This is a genomic window from Nonomuraea phyllanthi (assembly GCF_006334985.2).
Lineage (GTDB): Bacteria > Actinomycetota > Actinomycetes > Streptosporangiales > Streptosporangiaceae > Nonomuraea > Nonomuraea phyllanthi.
In genome coordinates this window covers 1-15319 of record NZ_VDLX02000008.1, presented here as the reverse complement: position 1 = coordinate 15319, position 15319 = coordinate 1, and the positions used below count along the sequence as shown (strand labels likewise).

13 protein-coding genes and 1 pseudogene are annotated in these 15319 nt (G+C 72.1%); 10 read left to right on the top strand and 4 right to left on the bottom strand.

The window, feature by feature from the left end:
• Positions 1 to 133: 133 nt before the first annotated feature.
• Together FH608_RS21785 and FH608_RS54175 are read left to right on the top strand one after the other, a co-directional pair.
• Positions 134 to 1180: a sulfite oxidase gene (locus FH608_RS21785; RefSeq protein ID WP_139632430.1), complete on the top strand. Its 1047-nt coding sequence runs from the start codon at positions 134 to 136 to the stop codon at positions 1178 to 1180.
• 141 nt (positions 1181 to 1321) lie between these two features.
• Positions 1322 to 3184 (top strand): annotated as a pseudogene (locus FH608_RS54175) (wax ester/triacylglycerol synthase domain-containing protein); the annotation flags it as partial.
• A 12-nt stretch (positions 3185 to 3196) separates the two neighbouring features.
• On the opposite strand, the gene FH608_RS21770 reads toward FH608_RS54175, so the two are convergent.
• The gene (locus tag FH608_RS21770; protein WP_139632429.1) at positions 3197 to 3754 is read right to left on the bottom strand and encodes a TetR/AcrR family transcriptional regulator; all 558 of its coding nucleotides are present in this window, start codon (positions 3752 to 3754) and stop codon (positions 3197 to 3199) included.
• Between the two features lie 127 nt (positions 3755 to 3881).
• Between FH608_RS21770 and FH608_RS21765 the strand changes: the two genes are divergently transcribed.
• On the top strand, positions 3882 to 4811 hold the full coding sequence (locus FH608_RS21765; RefSeq protein WP_139632428.1) for an aldo/keto reductase: 930 nt from the start codon (positions 3882 to 3884) through the stop codon (positions 4809 to 4811).
• A gap of 80 nt (positions 4812 to 4891) precedes the next feature.
• On the opposite strand, the gene FH608_RS21760 is transcribed toward FH608_RS21765, so the two are convergent.
• Positions 4892 to 5902: a polyprenyl synthetase family protein gene (locus FH608_RS21760; protein ID WP_226899758.1), complete on the bottom strand. Its 1011-nt coding sequence runs from the start codon at positions 5900 to 5902 to the stop codon at positions 4892 to 4894.
• 122 nt (positions 5903 to 6024) lie between these two features.
• Here FH608_RS21760 and FH608_RS21755 point away from each other — a divergent pair, with 122 nt between their 5' ends.
• The 7 genes from FH608_RS21755 to FH608_RS21725 all read left to right on the top strand — a co-directional run bounded on the left by FH608_RS21755 (position 6025) and on the right by FH608_RS21725 (position 13660).
• On the top strand, positions 6025 to 7371 hold the full coding sequence (locus tag FH608_RS21755) for a cytochrome P450 (RefSeq protein WP_193318553.1): 1347 nt from the start codon (positions 6025 to 6027) through the stop codon (positions 7369 to 7371).
• Positions 7368 to 8252 carry a terpene synthase family protein gene (locus FH608_RS21750; protein WP_139632426.1) on the top strand — a complete coding sequence of 295 codons (885 nt, stop codon included), beginning with the start codon at positions 7368 to 7370 and terminating at the stop codon, positions 8250 to 8252. The genes FH608_RS21755 and FH608_RS21750 overlap by 4 nt, the downstream gene beginning before the upstream one ends.
• Positions 8249 to 9781, top strand: a complete 1533-nt coding sequence (locus tag FH608_RS21745; RefSeq protein WP_226899757.1) for a prenyltransferase/squalene oxidase repeat-containing protein — start codon at positions 8249 to 8251, stop codon at positions 9779 to 9781. The genes FH608_RS21750 and FH608_RS21745 overlap by 4 nt, the downstream gene beginning before the upstream one ends.
• Before the next feature lie 181 nt (positions 9782 to 9962).
• Positions 9963 to 12299: a sensor histidine kinase gene (locus tag FH608_RS21740; RefSeq protein WP_226899756.1), complete on the top strand. Its 2337-nt coding sequence runs from the start codon at positions 9963 to 9965 to the stop codon at positions 12297 to 12299.
• A complete protein-coding gene (locus tag FH608_RS21735) occupies positions 12296 to 12715 on the top strand; it encodes a roadblock/LC7 domain-containing protein (RefSeq protein ID WP_139632424.1) in 420 nt (139 codons plus the stop codon). Before FH608_RS21740 ends, FH608_RS21735 begins: the two co-directional genes overlap by 4 nt.
• Positions 12712 to 13092 (top strand): DUF742 domain-containing protein, encoded by a 381-nt coding sequence (locus FH608_RS21730; RefSeq protein WP_139632423.1) that lies wholly within the window; start codon positions 12712 to 12714, stop codon positions 13090 to 13092. The genes FH608_RS21735 and FH608_RS21730 overlap by 4 nt, the downstream gene beginning before the upstream one ends.
• Entirely contained in the window at positions 13073 to 13660 is a 588-nt protein-coding gene (locus FH608_RS21725) for a GTP-binding protein (protein WP_139632422.1), read from the top strand. The genes FH608_RS21730 and FH608_RS21725 overlap by 20 nt, the downstream gene beginning before the upstream one ends.
• Before the next feature lie 28 nt (positions 13661 to 13688).
• Here the strand turns inward: FH608_RS21725 and FH608_RS21720 are convergent, their stop codons facing one another.
• Both FH608_RS21720 and FH608_RS21715 read right to left on the bottom strand, forming a co-directional pair.
• Positions 13689 to 14510: an alpha/beta hydrolase gene (locus FH608_RS21720; RefSeq protein WP_139632421.1), complete on the bottom strand. Its 822-nt coding sequence runs from the start codon at positions 14508 to 14510 to the stop codon at positions 13689 to 13691.
• A gap of 229 nt (positions 14511 to 14739) precedes the next feature.
• Positions 14740 to 15147: a hypothetical protein gene (locus FH608_RS21715; RefSeq protein WP_139632420.1), complete on the bottom strand. Its 408-nt coding sequence runs from the start codon at positions 15145 to 15147 to the stop codon at positions 14740 to 14742.
• Positions 15148 to 15319 lie beyond the last annotated feature (172 nt).

The window sequence follows — 15319 nt, the reverse complement described above, 5'->3', positions numbered from 1 at the left end:
GTAAGCGCGGGGGCGGCTGGGCGGAACGTTCCCGTACGGATCGGGCAGGGATCTGCAAGGACGGGCGCCACAGGACAGGCCGAGGAGATTAAATGGTTTCCAGGTAGGAAATACTCAGTAGGAGGTGACGACCATGGAGCACGCGACGGTCACGATCGTGAAACCGCTGCCCGACCACCTGTTCAGGGTGCGCGACACGAACGCGGAGATGCGGTGGGAGGCCATGTCGGGGCAGGGATACCACACCCCGATCGACCGGTTCTTCGTGCGGAACCACACCTCCACCCCGATCATCGACGCCGCCACGTGGCGGTTGCGGGTGCACGGGGCGGGGGTTCGATGTCCGCGCGAGTTCGGCTATGAGCAACTGCGGGCGATGCCGTCGCGGACGGTCGACCTGGCGATCGAGTGCGCGGGGAACGGGCGGCGGTTCTACGGCACGCAGCAGCACGACGCCGCTCCCGGGACGCAGTGGGGGCTGGGCGGGATCGGGGTCGCGCGGTGGCGGGGCGTGCCGTTGCGGCGCCTGCTGGAGGCGGCCGGGCCGCTCCCCGGGGCGGTGGACGTGCTGGCGACCGGGCTCGACGCGCCGTTCGAGGAGTACGGGCACGTACGCAGGCCGCTGCCGATCGGCAAGGCCATGGACGACGTCCTGGTGGCGTACGAAATGAACGGCGAGCCGCTGCCTCCGGACCACGGATTCCCGGTACGGCTGGTGGTGCCGGGATGGGTGGGAATAGCCTCCATCAAATGGCTGGGCGATATCGAGGTCGCCACCGCGGAGCTCCGTACACCGTGGAACACGGTCTTTTACCCGGACGTCACCGTCCAGCCGGTGAAGAGCGCGTTCGAGCTCGCCTGGAACGCACGCCTGCCGCTCACCGGACCACACGTCCTGCGCGGGCGGTCCTGGTCGGGGCGGGGCAGGATCGTCCGGGTGGAGGTCAGCGTGGACGGCGGGCTCAGCTGGCGCGAGGCCGAGCACCACGGGCGGCACCTGGTCAGCGCGTGGCTGCCCTGGCACGTGTCATGGGCACCGAGCCGCACGGGGGCTCATGTGCTCATGGCGCGCGCCACCGACGAGACGGGCGCCACGCAGTCGCTCTTCACCCCGCGGCACCCGTTCGGATACAACTTCGACGCCGTCGTCCGGCATCCCATTGAGGTGGTCAATGGATAGGTAATTGTCACCGATCCAGGCTGAGCTGGGCATTCATAAAACGGTGGTACGGCGCACCGGAATTCATCTGAAAGACTCTCGCGGAAACCATCTCGAAATCCCTTCGTGTGACGCTGCGCACAGCACGGGAAAGGAGAGCAGATGCGCCGGCTGACCGCACTCGACGCCCAGTTCCTCAATGTCGAGACGGCGACCACCGCCGCGCACGTGGCGGGGCTGGCGATCATCGACCCGGCCGGCGGAGCGGTCGATCGGGATGCTCTCGCGCGCCTGCTGCGGGAGCGCCTCCACCTGTCGCCCGCGCTCAGCCTCCGGCTGGCCGAGGTGCCGTTCGGGCTGGACCACCCGTACTGGGTGGCCGACCCCGACTTCGACGTCGACCGCCACCTCTTCGAGCTGACGCTGCCCGCGCCGGGGGACGACCGGCAGCTGGCCGAGGCGGTGGCGCGGATCCACGCGCGCCGGCTGGACCGGGCGCGTCCGCTGTGGGAGATGCACCTGATCAACGGGCTGGCCGATGGGAGGGTCGCCGTGTACACGAAGGTGCACCATGCCGCCATCGACGGCATCTCGGGCGCTGAGACGCTGGCCGCCCTGCTCGACCTCACCCCTGACGGCCACCTGCCGAGCCAGGGCCTCCCGGCCTCGGTCACCGGGCGCCCCTGCCTTCCTCCCGACCCGCCGGCGAACGCCCCTGCCGTCTCTCGGGTGCAGGCTCCCGCCGGCCCTTCCACGGACGCCCCTGCCGACCCTCGGGTGGAGGCTCCCACCGGCCCTCGGGCGGACTCTCCCGCCGGCTCCCCCACGGAAGCGTCTGACGAGCCTCCGGCGAGCGCCCCTACCGACCCTCCCACCGGCGCCTCCGCCAACGCTCCGGTGGGTGCCCACGCCGTGGAGGGCCGGGGGCTCGCGGTGGAGGGTGTGGGCCTTTCCGGGACGGCGGCCTTCTGTGGCGGTGAGACGGCTGGTCCCGGAGCGGCGGTGCGCGACGGTGGTGGCGGGGCGAGAGGGGAGGATGCGTCCACGTCGGTGAGGCAGGAGGGCGTCGAGCCTGACCGGCCCCGGAAGGACGTACCCGGGCAGGATGGGCCTGCGCGGGACGGCGCCGGGCGTGATGGGCTCGGGATGGTGGCGATGCTGGCGGAGGCGGCGGTGCGGGCGGTGACGCATCCGGTGCGGGCCGTCCAGTCCGTCGTCAGGGCGGCCGAGGATCTCGACGCCATCCCGCTGGCCGCGCAGCTCCCGGGGGCCCGGCGCATCGCCAGGGCCGCGCGGCGGGTCGCCGGTGACCCGCAGGACCGCCCCGAGCTGCCCGGCCTGGCGGTCCCTCGCACCCCGTTCAACGGCCCCATCAGCGCCCGCCGCCATCTCTCCTTCGGCTCGGTCCCGCTCAAGGACGTCAGGGCCGTCGCCCGGGCCAACGGCCTGAGCGTCAACGACGTCGTCATGGGCCTGTGCGCCTCGGCGCTGCGGTCGTGGTTGCGGGAGCGGGACGCGCTGCCGGAGGAGCCGCTGGTCGTCGGCGTGCCCGTGGCGGTGCGTACGGGCGGCGCCGGCGAGGTGGTCGGCAACCAGATCTCCGCCATGGTCGTCCCCATGCCGACGAACGTCTCCGATCCCGGGGAGCGCCTGCGGGCGGCTGGCGCCGCCATGGCCACGGCCAAGCGGCGTTTCGCGCGGGCCCCGGCGACGTGGCTGAGCGAGCTGTGCTCGGTGCTGCCCGCGCCGCTGGCGGGGCTGGCCACGCCGGCGCTCTTCCGGCTGGCGGGTACGGCGTTCCCGCCGGTCAACCTCGTCATCAGCAACGTGCCCGGCCCGCGGTTCCCGCTGTATCTGTGCGGCGGCAGGGTGCTGTCGTACTATCCGCTGTCGGTGCTGACCGACATGAGCGGCGGCCTGACCATCACCTGCTTCTCCTACGACGGCATGCTCGACTTCGGCGTCGTGGCCTGTCCCGAGCGGGTGGACGACGTGTGGGGGCTGCTCGGCCACCTGCGTGCGGCGCTCGGCGAGCTGCTAGACGAGGGAGTGGGCGATGAGTTCCGCGACGGCGTCGGGGTCGATCTGGTGCCCGGTCAGCTGGCAGAGGTTCTCCTGGTAGAGCAGGACGGCGGCGAACGTGGCCGCCGCCACCTCCAGCCTGGCGGCGTCGCCGCGGGCTCCGGGCAGGGCCAGCTCCAGCGCGAACCTGGCCCGCCTGATGAGTTCGCCGTTGAGCCGGCCGAGCCGCTCCTTGACGGAGCCGTGCGTGTCGGCCTCCCTGAACAGGATGCGCCGCATCGCCGGTGAGGCCCGCAGGGGCAGGCCGCGCGCGAGCCTGGACAGGGTCCGCGCGGGGTCGCCGGGCACGGCGTCGACCTCGCGTCCCTCCTCGACCAGGGTGCGCTCGTCAACGAGGGCGACGAGTACGTCGATCTTGCGCGGGAAGTAGTGGAAGATCAGCCCTTTGGGCACTTCGGCGAGCCGGGCGATGACCGCGGTGGGGGTGGCCTCGTAGCCGCCGCCCGCGAACAGCTCCTCGGCCGCGTCCAGGATGCGCGTGCGCGCGTCACCGATCACCACAGCTCGCACCATAGCGCCACCTGCGAGTTCGCCGCCATCCCGAGAACGGCAGACCCCCATCCCCGACGGGGCCGGAGGGGCGGCTCGTGGTGCGGGGGTGGCCCCGGGCCGGCCGCGAGGGGGTGCCGATAATGGCGGGATGAGATCAATAGGCACAACGGACCTGTCCGTTTTCCCGATATCGCTCGGTACGAATGTCTTCGGCTGGACGGCCGACAAGGAGACCTCGTTCAAGGTCCTGGACGCGTACGTCGAGGGCGGCGGCAACTTCATCGACACGGCCGACGTCTACCCGTACTGGGCGACCGGCGAGTCGACTTCGGAGACGATCATCGGCGAGTGGCTGCACGCGCGCCGCAACCGCGACTCGGTCGTCCTCGCCACCAAGGTCGGCATGCTGGAGGGGCTGAAGGGCCTGGCCCCGGCCACCATCAGGACGGCGGTCGAGGACTCCCTGCGCCGGCTCCGTACCGACTACATCGACCTGTACTGGGCGCACGTGGACGACCACGACACGCCGCTGGTGGAGTCGCTGGCGACGTTCGACGCGCTGGTCCGCGAGGGCAAGGTCCGGCACGTCGGGGCGTCCAACTACGGGGCCGACCGGCTGGCGGAGGCGCTCAAGGTCTCCGGCGAGGAGGGGCTGGTCAGGTACGTCGCCCTGCAGCAGCAGTACAACCTGGTCGAGCGGGGGTACGAGGGCGGGCTGCGGGACGTGGTGGCCCGGGAGGGGCTGTCCAGCACGCCGTACTTCGGGCTGGCGCGCGGCTTCCTGACCGGCAAGTACGCGCCCGGCGTGACGGTCGACAGCCCGCGGGCCGGGCTGGCGGCGGAGTACCTCCAGAAGGAGTACGGGCGCCGGACCCTGGACGCGCTGACGAAGGTCGCGGCCGAGCGCTCGGCGGCTCCTGCCACGGTGGCGCTCGCCTGGCTGGCCGCCCAGCCCACGGTCGCGGCCCCGATCGCCAGCGCCAGGGACGTGGCCCAGCTCCAGCCGCTCCTGGCCGCCGCGGAGCTGGAGTTGAGCGAGGAGGAGCTGGCCGTCCTGGACGAGGCCTCCCGCCCCTGACGGGGGCACGCCCGCCGCGGCCGGCCGCCCGGCGCCCGTTCAGGGGTGCCGGGCACCCCTCCACGGGGAGCCGCCGGAGGTCAGTGGATGCGGTTCGCGAGCGAGTCGCACAACGCGCGCAGTTCCGTGGCCTCCGGCAGGCATTCGTCCAGGACCGCCAGCGCCGCGGTGACATGCCGCTCGGCCAGGGCCTGGGCGGCGGCGCGGCCCCCGGCCTCCTCCACGAGGCGGGCGGCGTGGCGGACCGCGTCCTCCCCCGAGAGGCCGTCCGAGAGCATGGCGGACAGCGTGCGCGCGGCCGGGTGGTCCGCGGCGAGCGCCGCCAGGACGGGAATCGTCTTCTTGTCGCGCCGCAGATCGTTGTAGACGGGCTTGCCGGTGACATGCGGATCGCCCCAGATGCCCAGCATGTCGTCGGCGATCTGGAACGCCACCCCCAGGTCGCGCCCCACCTCCCACATGCGCTCGCCGAGCTCCGGCGCGCCGCCCAGGCACGCCCCGGTCGCCGCGGCGGCCCCTAGCAGGCTGCCGGTCTTGCCCGCGACCATCGCCGTGTACTCGTCGATCGTCACCGCCCGGGCCCCGCGCCAGGGGCGGTTCTCGAAGGCCATGTCGGCGGTCTGCCCGTTGACGAGCTCGATCAGGGCCGCGGACAGGTACCGCATCGCCTCGGGGAAGCCCACGAGCCGGCTGACGGCCAGGGCGAGGAGCGCGTCGCCGGTCACGAGCGCCGGGCCCACGCCGTACGCCTTCCACAGGGCGTCGCGGTGCCGCCGCCGCTCGTCGTGGTCGATGATGTCGTCGTGCGCCAGCGAGAAGGCGTGCACCAGCTCCACCGCCACCGCGCCGGGAAGCCCCGACTCGGCGGTGCCGCCCACCGCCTCGGCGGCGAGCATGGCGATGGCGGGGCGCACGCCCTTGCCGCCGAGCCCGGTGTCGGGCCGGCCGTCCGCGTCGGACCAGCCCAGGGCGTACGCGGACATCCTGGCACCCCAGGGGTGCAGGGCCGCGATCGCCTCCCTCAGAGCCGGTTCGACCAGGCGCCGGCAGCGGGCCACGGCGCCGCCGGCCAAGCGGTGACTGCGATTCAATGGGTGCTCCTACCCGGATACGATCTTGAATCTACATGCAGAAGCATGTGATACTCCACCCCATAGATTGACGCTTGTCAGGAAATGTCCGTCGTTTGAGACGGACATCATGGAGGTCCGCGGTGTCGTTGGGCGGCGTATCGTCGCGTCGGGCAAGAACCCTTCCGTTCCTCCGATCACTGGCCAGGCACGCGCGAACACCCGTACACGCCTTCGAGGAGGCGAGCAGGCGGGCGGGCGGCGAGCTCGTCCGGCTGAACATGGGCCCTTTCCGCCCCTACCTCGTCACCCACCCCGAGCACGTCCAGCACGTCCTGAAGACCAACCAGCCGAACTACGTCCGGGCCGGCATGTTCTGGGACCCGCTGGCCCCGCTGCTCGGCCAGGGCATCCTGTCGGAGGGCGAGGGCTGGGCGGCCAGCCGGAAGATCCTTCAGCCGGTGTTCACCGCCAGGTACGTCAACTCGCTCGCCGGGCACATGGCGCAGATCATCACCGGCCTGATCGACGTCACCCTGGTGCCGGGCCGCCGCTTCGACATCGGCGAACTCATCTCCACCCTGATTCATCCGACCATCGTGCGGTTGTTCCTCGGGGCGACGATCTCCGACGAGGACATCGGCCGCCTGGCCCCCGCCTACGACACGGGCGTGACGGCCAGGTCGCTCCGGTTGCTGCTGCCCTCCGTGCCGGAACGTTTCCCGCTGCCCGGCGACCGGGCGTTCAAGCGGGCGATCAGGACCATCGACGAGGTCGTCTACCCCCGCATCCAGTACGCCAAGACGCGGCGTGAAGAGGATGCCGACCTGGTCTCCAGGCTGGTCCGCGCGCGCCCGGGCGAGGCGGACGCGGACAGGCTGATCAGGGACGACATGGTGGCCATCCACGGCGCCGCCACGGAGACCTCCGTCACCGCGCTCACCTGGGTGTGGCCGGTGCTGGACGCGCACCCGAAGATCGCCGCCCGGGTGTACGAGGAGGTGGACCGCGTGGTCGGGCGCGGCCCGGTCACGGTCGCGCACCTGCAGGACCTGACGTACCTGAAGATGTTCGTGGACGAGCTGGTCCGCCTCTACCCGCCCGGCTGGATCCTGCCCAGGACGGCGGCACGGGCCGATCACATCGACGGGATCGAGATCCCCGCCGGGGCCACGATGGTGCTCAGCCCGTACCTGACGCACCGGCTGCCGGAGTTCTGGGACCGGGCGCTGGAGTTCGATCCGGAGCGGTTCGCGCCGGGCAACGACCGGGCGCGGCACCGGTACGCGTACTTCCCGTTCGCTGCGGGACCGCACGTCTGCCTGGGACCGCACCTGTTCATGATGGAGGCCCTGCTCCTGATCGCCGGGATCCTGTGCAAGTACCGCCCGCTGCTGCACACGACCGGCCCGATCACTCCGCGGCTGGCCTCGACGCTGCGGCCCCCCAAGGGGCTGTCGATGACGCTCGTTCCAGCGGGTGCCGCATGACCGGCCCCGGCACAACCGGCCCCGGCATGACCGGCGCCGGCCCGGCCGGACTCGGCGCGGCGGCCGAGCTCGGCAGGACCAGCGCGCTGGCGGTCGAGTGCGCCCGCCGGCTCGCCGCGCACGCCGCCGAGCACCCGGACCTCTTCCCCGCCAAGCCGTTCGACGCCGGTTTCTTCCAGTCCTTGGGGCTGGTCGGCGCGTTCGGCTCCCCTTGGGCCTCCGCGGGACGGCTCTGGGCGGTCAACCGCGCCGCGCTGTGGGTGTTCGCACTGGACCTGCAGGTCGACTACGTCGCGAAGACCCGCGACGAGGTGGCCGCGCTGGCCGAGGAGTGCCTGGCGGTGGCGGGTGGGGCGGCGCCGCGCGGCCCGCTCGCCGCCGACCTCGCCGCGCTCCGCGACGACCTGGGAGGCGACCCGCGCTGGCGGGACCAGCTCGAACGCGTGCTGATCGCCATGCTCCAGGAGTGGGACTGGCGCGAGTCGAGCGCCACGCCCGCCCTGGAGGAGTACCTGGCCAACGCGGACAGCTGTGGCTCCTCGTTTGTCAACCTCTCGCACTGGCTCTACACCGGCGACACGTGGACGCTGGACCACCTGGACGTCGTACGCGAGGCGAGCGACGAGGTGCAGCACTACCTGCGGCTGCTGAACGACCTGAGCACGTACGACAGGGAAGCCCGCTGGGGCGACGCCAACGCGCTGACGCTGGGCGCGGGGCGTGACGAGGTCACGCGGCGCATGGCGCGGCACGCGCGTACGGCGGCCGGGCTGATCGCGCCGATCCACGCGACCAGCCCGCGGACCGCCGTCTACCTGGAGCGCCAGATCGGCTTCAACACCGGTTTCTACGGCGTTTCCGACTATTGGGGAGAGCTGTGAACGTCGCCCGCGAGTCCGTGGACGTCGCCCGCGAGGCGAACTCGCTGATCGCCACGCTGATGGCCATGCCATGGGGTCAGGTGTCCGCGTCCGTCTACGAGACGGGGCGGCTGGTGACGCTGGCCCCGTGGCTGACCGGGCACGGCGAGCGCATCGACTATCTCACGCGGACCCAGCGTCCGGACGGAGCCTGGGGCGCGCCGGGCGGCTACAGCGTGGTGCCGACCTTGAGCGCCACCGAGGCCCTGCTCACCGTCGGGGCCACGGAGCCCGCCGGCAGGGGGCTGGCGGCGCTGCGCCGGCAGCTCCCCCGGATGACCGATCTGCCCGACATGCCGGCCGCCGATCTGATCGTCCCGGCGCTGATCGCCCTCATCAACGCGCACCCCGTGGGCGAGCCGCTCCCCCTGCCGCCCGGCCTGGACTCCTCCCGCGTCGAACGGGTCCGTCGCGTGCTGTCATCCGGGGCCGAGCCGCCGCAGAAGCTGCTCCACGCTCTCGAGGTGGCCGGTCCCGCGTCGGGAGGATCGAGCTTCGTCCGCCCGACGGTCATCGGCACGGTCGGAGCCTCTCCCGCCGCGACCGCCGCCTGGCTCGGCGGCGCCTGGCTCGGCACGGGCGCCCTGCTCGACGCCGACTCGGCGAGAAGCCATCTGGAGGCGGTCGTCGCCAGATACGGCGGGCCGGTCCCCGTCGGGCTGCCCATCACCGTGTTCGAGCGTGGCTGGGTGCTGAGCTGGCTGGCCCGGGCGGGCGTGCCCGTCGAGGTTCCGCCGGAGATGGTGGCCGACCTCAGGGCGGCGATCGGCCCCGGCGGCACGCCGGCGGGGGCGGGGCTGCCCCCGGACGCGGACACGACCTCCGTCGCGCTGTACGCGCTGGCGCTGCACGGGATGGCGCGCGATCCGGAGAGCCTGCTGGCGTTCGACACAGGGGGGCACTTCTGCACGTGGCAGGGCGAGGACGGCTTCTCCATCAGCGTGAACGCCCATGTCCTCGACGCGTTCGGCGCGTACGCCGCCTCCGGGCCGGACCGCGCGGACGCGTACGCGGACGTCCGGGAAAGGCTGGCGCGCCTGCTGGTGGAGCGGCAGCGGCCGGACGGAAGCTGGGATGATCGCTGGCACGCGTCCCCGTATTACGCCACACTGAGTTGCGTGTTGTCGCTCAGCGAGTACGGCGGGCCAGGGCTCGCCCCCACGGTGGCCAGGGCCCGGGCCTGGGTGCTGTCGTCGCAGCGCCCCGACGGGTCGTGGGGCCGCTGGGAGGGCACGCCCGAGGAGACCGCGTACGCGATGCAGACGTTGTTGCTGCCCGAGGCCGTGAACGGCGGTACCGTCGAAGAGCGGCACCGCCAGGCCGCCGCCCGCGGCCACCGATTTCTCCAACTATCGGGCGAAATGTCGGATTACCCACCATTATGGCATGACAAGGACCTTTACACCCCGATAGCAGTCGTCCAGGCAGCCATCCTGGCGGCTCGCTATGTCCATGCAAGGATGGTTTCGACAGGTCAAACCCGGACGTAATCTCCCGTACTGGATTTTCTCGCCTTGAGCTGGATTTGAGGCATTGCTAAGGTATCCCGGTGCCAAAGCCTCGAAATGCACCCGAGCGCCTTGACATCTGGCTTAACGTAACCCCCGACCTGGACGGCTAAATATGCGTTTGCGCAACGTCAGCGTGCGGACAAAGGTGACAGCCCTGCTGGTGTCACTGATCGCACTGTGGGGGTTCGCCGCCTGGGTCACCTTGCGCGAGGGCGTGAACCTCCTCGGCGCCACGACCGTCGACAGCGGTGCGGTGCAGCCCAGCGAGCGCCTGCTCGCCGAGTTGCAGCGCGAGCGTCGCCTCTCCCTGGTGGCGCTGGGTTCCGGCCAGCGCGGGCCCGACAAGCTGATGCGCGACCAACGGGCCAGGACCGACGAGGCGCGCGCGGCACTCACGGAGTCGGCGACCAGCGCCAGCGTCCAGTTCGCGGCCGACGATCTGCTCACGCGCCGCATCGACGAGGCGCTGAGGAGCGCGCAGGGGATCGAGGCGCTCAGGAAGTCGGTCGACTCCGCACGCGCCGACCGCGACCAGACGGCCGATTCCTTCAACCAGATCATCGACTCGCTCTACCTCATGTTCGACTCGGTCGCCTCGCTGGACGACAAGGAGATCGCCAAGGACGCGCGCACCATACTCGCGATCAGCCGGGCCAGCGAATACCTGTCCCGCGCCGACGCGATCGCCGCCGGTGCGCTGGCCAAGGGCCGGTTCACCACGTCGGAGCACACCGAGTTCGTGGAGCTGGCCGGGTTCTCCCGCATCTCCCTCTACCAGGCCGCGGCGCAGCTCCCGGCGGAGGACGCGGCCGCGTACAACGCCTGGGCGAAGAGCCGCGCCGTCGCCCAGTTGCGCGGCCTGGAACAACAGCTCGCCCAGCAGCCCGACGGCATGTCCCCCACGGTGACGGGCGCCGAGTGGCGCGCGGCCACCGAGGCGGCCCGCACCGGTCTGGAGAAGTTCATCACCGACGGCGGCGACCGCCTCGTCGACCGGTCCATCCCCGGCGCCGTCGGCGTCATCGTCCGCCTCGTCCTGGCGGGTGGCCTCGGCCTGATCGCGGTCGTGGCCTCGATCGTGCTGTCGATCACCACCACCCGGCAGCTGCTCGCCCAGCTGCGCAAGCTGCGCGACGCCGCACACGACCTGTCCGACGAACGGCTTCCCGGCGTCGTCGAGCGCATCGGCCGCGGCGAGGAGGTCGACCTCGCCAAGGAGGTGCCGGCGCTGGACTTCGGTGACGACGAGATCGGCCAGGTGGGCCAGGCGTTCAACGCCGTGCAGCGCACCGCCATCAGCGTCGCCGCCGAGCAGGCCGAGCTGCGCCGCAGCATCCGCGACATCCTGCTCAGCCTGGCCCGCAGGACGCAGGGCCTGGTCCACCGGCAGCTCACCGTCCTCGACGTGATGGAGCGCCGCGAGACCGACCCGGAGGAGCTGAAGGAGCTCTTCCGGATCGACCACCTCGCCATCCGGATGCGGCGCAACGCCGAGAACCTCATCGTGCTGTCCGGCTCCGCCCCCGCCCGTACGTGGCGCCGCTCGGTCCCCATGGTCGACGTCGTCCGCGGCGCCCTGGCCGAGGTCGAGGACTACACCCGCGTCACGCTCATGCCGATGGGCGACGTCGTGCTGGTCGGCCGTGCCGTCGGTGACGTCATCCACCTGCTCGCCGAGCTGATCGAGAACGCCGTGTCGTTCTCGCCGCCCTACACGAACGTGCAGATCAGCGGGCAGCTGGTGGCCAACGGCTACGTCGTCGAGATCGAGGACCGCGGCCTCGGCATGAAGCCCGAGGACCTCAAGGTCAACAACGCGCGCATCGCCGACCCGCCCGAGTTCCGCATCTCCGGCACCGCCCGGCTGGGCCTCTACGTGGTCAGCCAGCTCGCCAGGCGCCACGACATCCAGGTGGTGCTCAAGGCCTCGCCGTACGGAGGGACCACGGTCGTGGTGCTGCTGCCGCAGGACCTCGTGCAACTCGACCCCGCGCCCGAGCCGCAGGACAGCGGGCAGCGCGAGCGGCTGCCGCGCCGGACGACGGCCGTGGCCACCGCGACCCGGCCGGTCGCCGCGGAGAACGTCCGCACGCTCAAGCCGGCGCGTCAGGCTTCCCCGCCCGTTCCTGCCCCCGCACCCTCCCCGGGCCCCGCACCGGCCCCCGCTTCTGAGCCCGCCCGCGGGCCCGCTCCTGGGCCCGCCCCCAAGCTCAGCCCCGTGGAAGCGGCTCCCGAGCCGCCGCCCACCGCCGAGCCGGAGCACCAGCCCGTGGCCGAGTTCACGTCCAACGGGCTGCCCCTCCGGGTGCCTCAGGCCAACCTGGCGCCAGCGCTGCGGGACGACACGCCCACGCAGCCCGACTTCGAGGAGGACGATGACGAGCGCTCGCCGGAGGAGATCCGCAGAATGATGGGATCTCTGCAGTCAGGCACCCGTCTTGGCCGCAGCGAAGCCGCCAAGATGCTGGAAGAGCAGCCGCCCGGAGGTGAGTCATGACCCCCACTGCGGGCACCGACCTCAACTGGCTGCTCGACGATCTCGTCGGCCGCGTCAAGGAGGCCGAGCACGCCATCGTGCTGTCGTCCGACGGCCTGCTGATGGCCTCCTCCGCCGGGCTGCAGCGGACCGACGGCGAGCACCTGTCCGCCGTCGCCTCCGGGCTGCAGAGCCTGGCGAAGGGCGTCTCCGACCACATCTCCGGAGGCGCGGTACGCCAGACGGTCGTGGAGTGGCGGAGCCAGTTCCTCATCGTGACCGCGGCAGGCGAGCGCGCCTGCCTGGCGGTCCTGTGCGCCCAGCAGGCCGACATCGGGCTGGTGGCGTACGAGATGGCGATGCTGGTGGCCCGCGTCGGCCAGTACCTCACCTCCGGCGCCCGCAACGCCGGAGCCGCCGCCGGGAGCGACCGGTGAGAGGCGGCACGGACGGGCCGACCGACGAGCACTGGGTGGATCCGGAGATCATCCGGCCCTACGTGGTCACCCGTGGCCGCACGCAGCCCGCGCACGGCCGGTTCGACCTGATCTCCATGGCCCTCGCCGTAGGCCCGCCGCCGGGCCCCGACGCCGGGCTCGACCCCGAGCATCTGCGCATCCTGCAGCTCTGCCGCGAGCCCAAGTCCGTCGCCGAGATCGCCGCGTACCTCGATCTGCCGGCCGGCACGATCCGGGTGCTGCTCGGCGACCTGTTCGACCGAGAGCTCGTCTCCGCGCAGGAACCACAATCCGAGGTGGACATGCACGACATGAAGATGTACAGGGCGGTGCTCGATGGTCTTCGCTCGCTCTGAGCGTCCGCGCCTGCCGACGGCGATCAAGATCCTGGTCGCGGGCGGCTTCGGCGCGGGCAAGACGACGATGGTGGGCGCCGTCTCCGAGACCCGGCCGCTGCGCACGGAGGAGGTGCTGACCGACCGCGGGATCGGCGTCGACGACCTCACCTCGGTGGAGGCCAAGCGCACCACCACCGTGGCGATGGACTTCGGCCGCATCACCCTGGGCAACGACTACGTCCTGTACCTGTTCGGCACGCCCGGGCAGGAGCGCTTCTGGTTCGTGTGGGACGAGCTGGCCGAGGGCTCGCTGGGCGCGGTCATCCTGGCCGACACCCGGCGCCTGGCCGACTGCTTCCCCTCGGTCGACTACTTCGAGCGGCGGGGCACGCCGTTCGTGGTGGCGGTCAACTGTTTCGAGGGGGCGCCGACGTTCGAGCTGGAGGAGGTACGCCTGGCGCTGCAGCTCAGCCCCTCCATCCCGATCATCATGTGCGACGCCCGCAAGCGGGAGTCCAGCCGGGAGGTGCTGATCACGCTGGTCAAGCACTCGGCCCGGCTCCGCGCCGAACCGGTCGGCAGCTAGCTCCCGCGCATCCCGGCCATCGCCACCCTCATCCGTGGATCAGGGTGGCGATGTCGTGGAACAGCCGGTCGTGCGCGGCGGCCGCCGCTGCGGAGGTCAGGTCCATGTTCTGGATGAACCCGTGCGCCAGGCCCCGCTCCTGCCGGTGCGTCACCCGCGCGCCGGCCTCCGCGAGGCGGCGGGCGTAGGCGTCGCCCTCGTCGCGCAGCGCGTCGTGCTCGGCGGTCACGACCAGGCCGCCGGGCATGCCGGACAGGTCCGGGCTCAGCAGCGGGCTGGCGGCGACGCGGTCGGCGGGGTCGGGCGCCCACTGGGCGATGGCCCAGGTGAGGAAGTCGGCGTCGAGCGCGTATCCGCTGCCCTTTTCGGCGACGCTGGCCTGGGAGAGCGTCAGGTCGGTGTTCGGACATATCAAGATCTGTACGGCGGGCAGCGGGTCACCGGCGTCGCGGAGCCGCAGGCATGCCATGGTCGCCAGGTAGCCGCCGGCGCTGTCGCCCGCCACCGCCGCCGGGCGCGACCAGCGCACCACCGCTGCCACGTCGTCGATGGCCGCCGGATAGGGATGCTCGGGGGCGCGCCGGTAGTCGACGGCCAGCACCTCGACGTCGCATGCCTCGGCGAGGCGCCGGCAGGTGCGGTCGTGGGTGTCCAGGTCGCCCATGACGAAGGCGCCGCCGTGGGCGAACACCATCAGCGGCCGCGCCTGTTCGCGGGGCCGGTAGCGGCGCAGCGGCAGCCCGCCGGGCCCGTGGAGGTCCTCCACGTGTGCCAGTGCGGGGCCGAGCGGGCGGGCGGCGGCACGCCGGCGGGCGCTCTCGCGGAGCTCGGGTATCTCAGGGGTGATCATCGGTGCGCTCGTCTCGTGGTGGGCGGTGGCCAGGACCGTTCGATGCGGGAGCCCGGTGCGGGAAGCCGGTGGGCGAAGTCGGGGCGGGAAGTCGGGGCGGGAGGTGCGGGAGGTGCTGGTGGTGCGATGGTGCGGGTGGTGCGTTGATGCGGGTGGTGCGGGGATGAGCGTGCCGCGGGGCCCGGACGGGACCCCGCGACACGCTGTGGCCGCGCGGGTCGCCGTCCCGTCAGGCGGCGTCGAGGGCCGCGGTGATCCTGCGGGCCATGTCGGTCAGGGCGGGACCGGGCTCGCCCCGGTGGGTCCGGGCCGCTGCCTCGATGGCGACGATGATAGTGCTGCGGAAGGTGCCGGCCTCCGCCGGAGCCTGCTTCCTGAGCAGGCTCATGGTCGCCGTCAGGGCCGGCAGCACGTGGTCGGCGATGTCCGCCACGGACCTGCCGGTCAGGTCCATGCCCGTCGGCTTTCCGGCGAGGACGTGCCCGACCAGGCCGGTGGCGGAGGTCAGGGCGATGGAGCCGGCGGTGGCGATCTTGTGGGGTTTTCCGGTGGCGTCGGTGGCGGCCAGCAGCGTGACGGCGCCGTGGGCGGCGGTCCTCATGGTGAGTTCGTCCTGGTCGGTGAGGGTGATGGACACGGTGGTGTGCTCCTTCGCGGTGGTACGCCTGGTGACGGCGCGGTCTCAGTCGTCGATGGCCTGGTAGAGGGTGGTCCAGAAGTCGTGGATGAGGTGCATGGAGTCGGGGGTGGAGGCGCCGACCTGGGTGAGCAGGATGCCGGTGAGGTGGTGGGCGGGGTCGGCGTAGGTG

Excerpts from the sequence above, each read along its gene's own strand:
- FH608_RS21785 (WP_139632430.1), top strand. The coding sequence starts at position 134 with ATGGAGCACGCGACGGTCACGATCGTGAAACCGCTGCCCGACCACCTG.
- FH608_RS21770 (WP_139632429.1), bottom strand. The coding sequence starts at position 3,754 with ATGGTGCGAGCTGTGGTGATCGGTGACGCGCGCACGCGCATCCTGGAC.
- FH608_RS21765 (WP_139632428.1), top strand. The coding sequence starts at position 3,882 with ATGAGATCAATAGGCACAACGGACCTGTCCGTTTTCCCGATATCGCTC.
- FH608_RS21750 (WP_139632426.1), top strand. The coding sequence starts at position 7,368 with ATGACCGGCCCCGGCACAACCGGCCCCGGCATGACCGGCGCCGGCCCG.
- FH608_RS21735 (WP_139632424.1), top strand. The coding sequence starts at position 12,296 with ATGACCCCCACTGCGGGCACCGACCTCAACTGGCTGCTCGACGATCTC.
- FH608_RS21725 (WP_139632422.1), top strand. The coding sequence starts at position 13,073 with ATGGTCTTCGCTCGCTCTGAGCGTCCGCGCCTGCCGACGGCGATCAAG.
- FH608_RS21720 (WP_139632421.1), bottom strand. The coding sequence starts at position 14,510 with ATGATCACCCCTGAGATACCCGAGCTCCGCGAGAGCGCCCGCCGGCGT.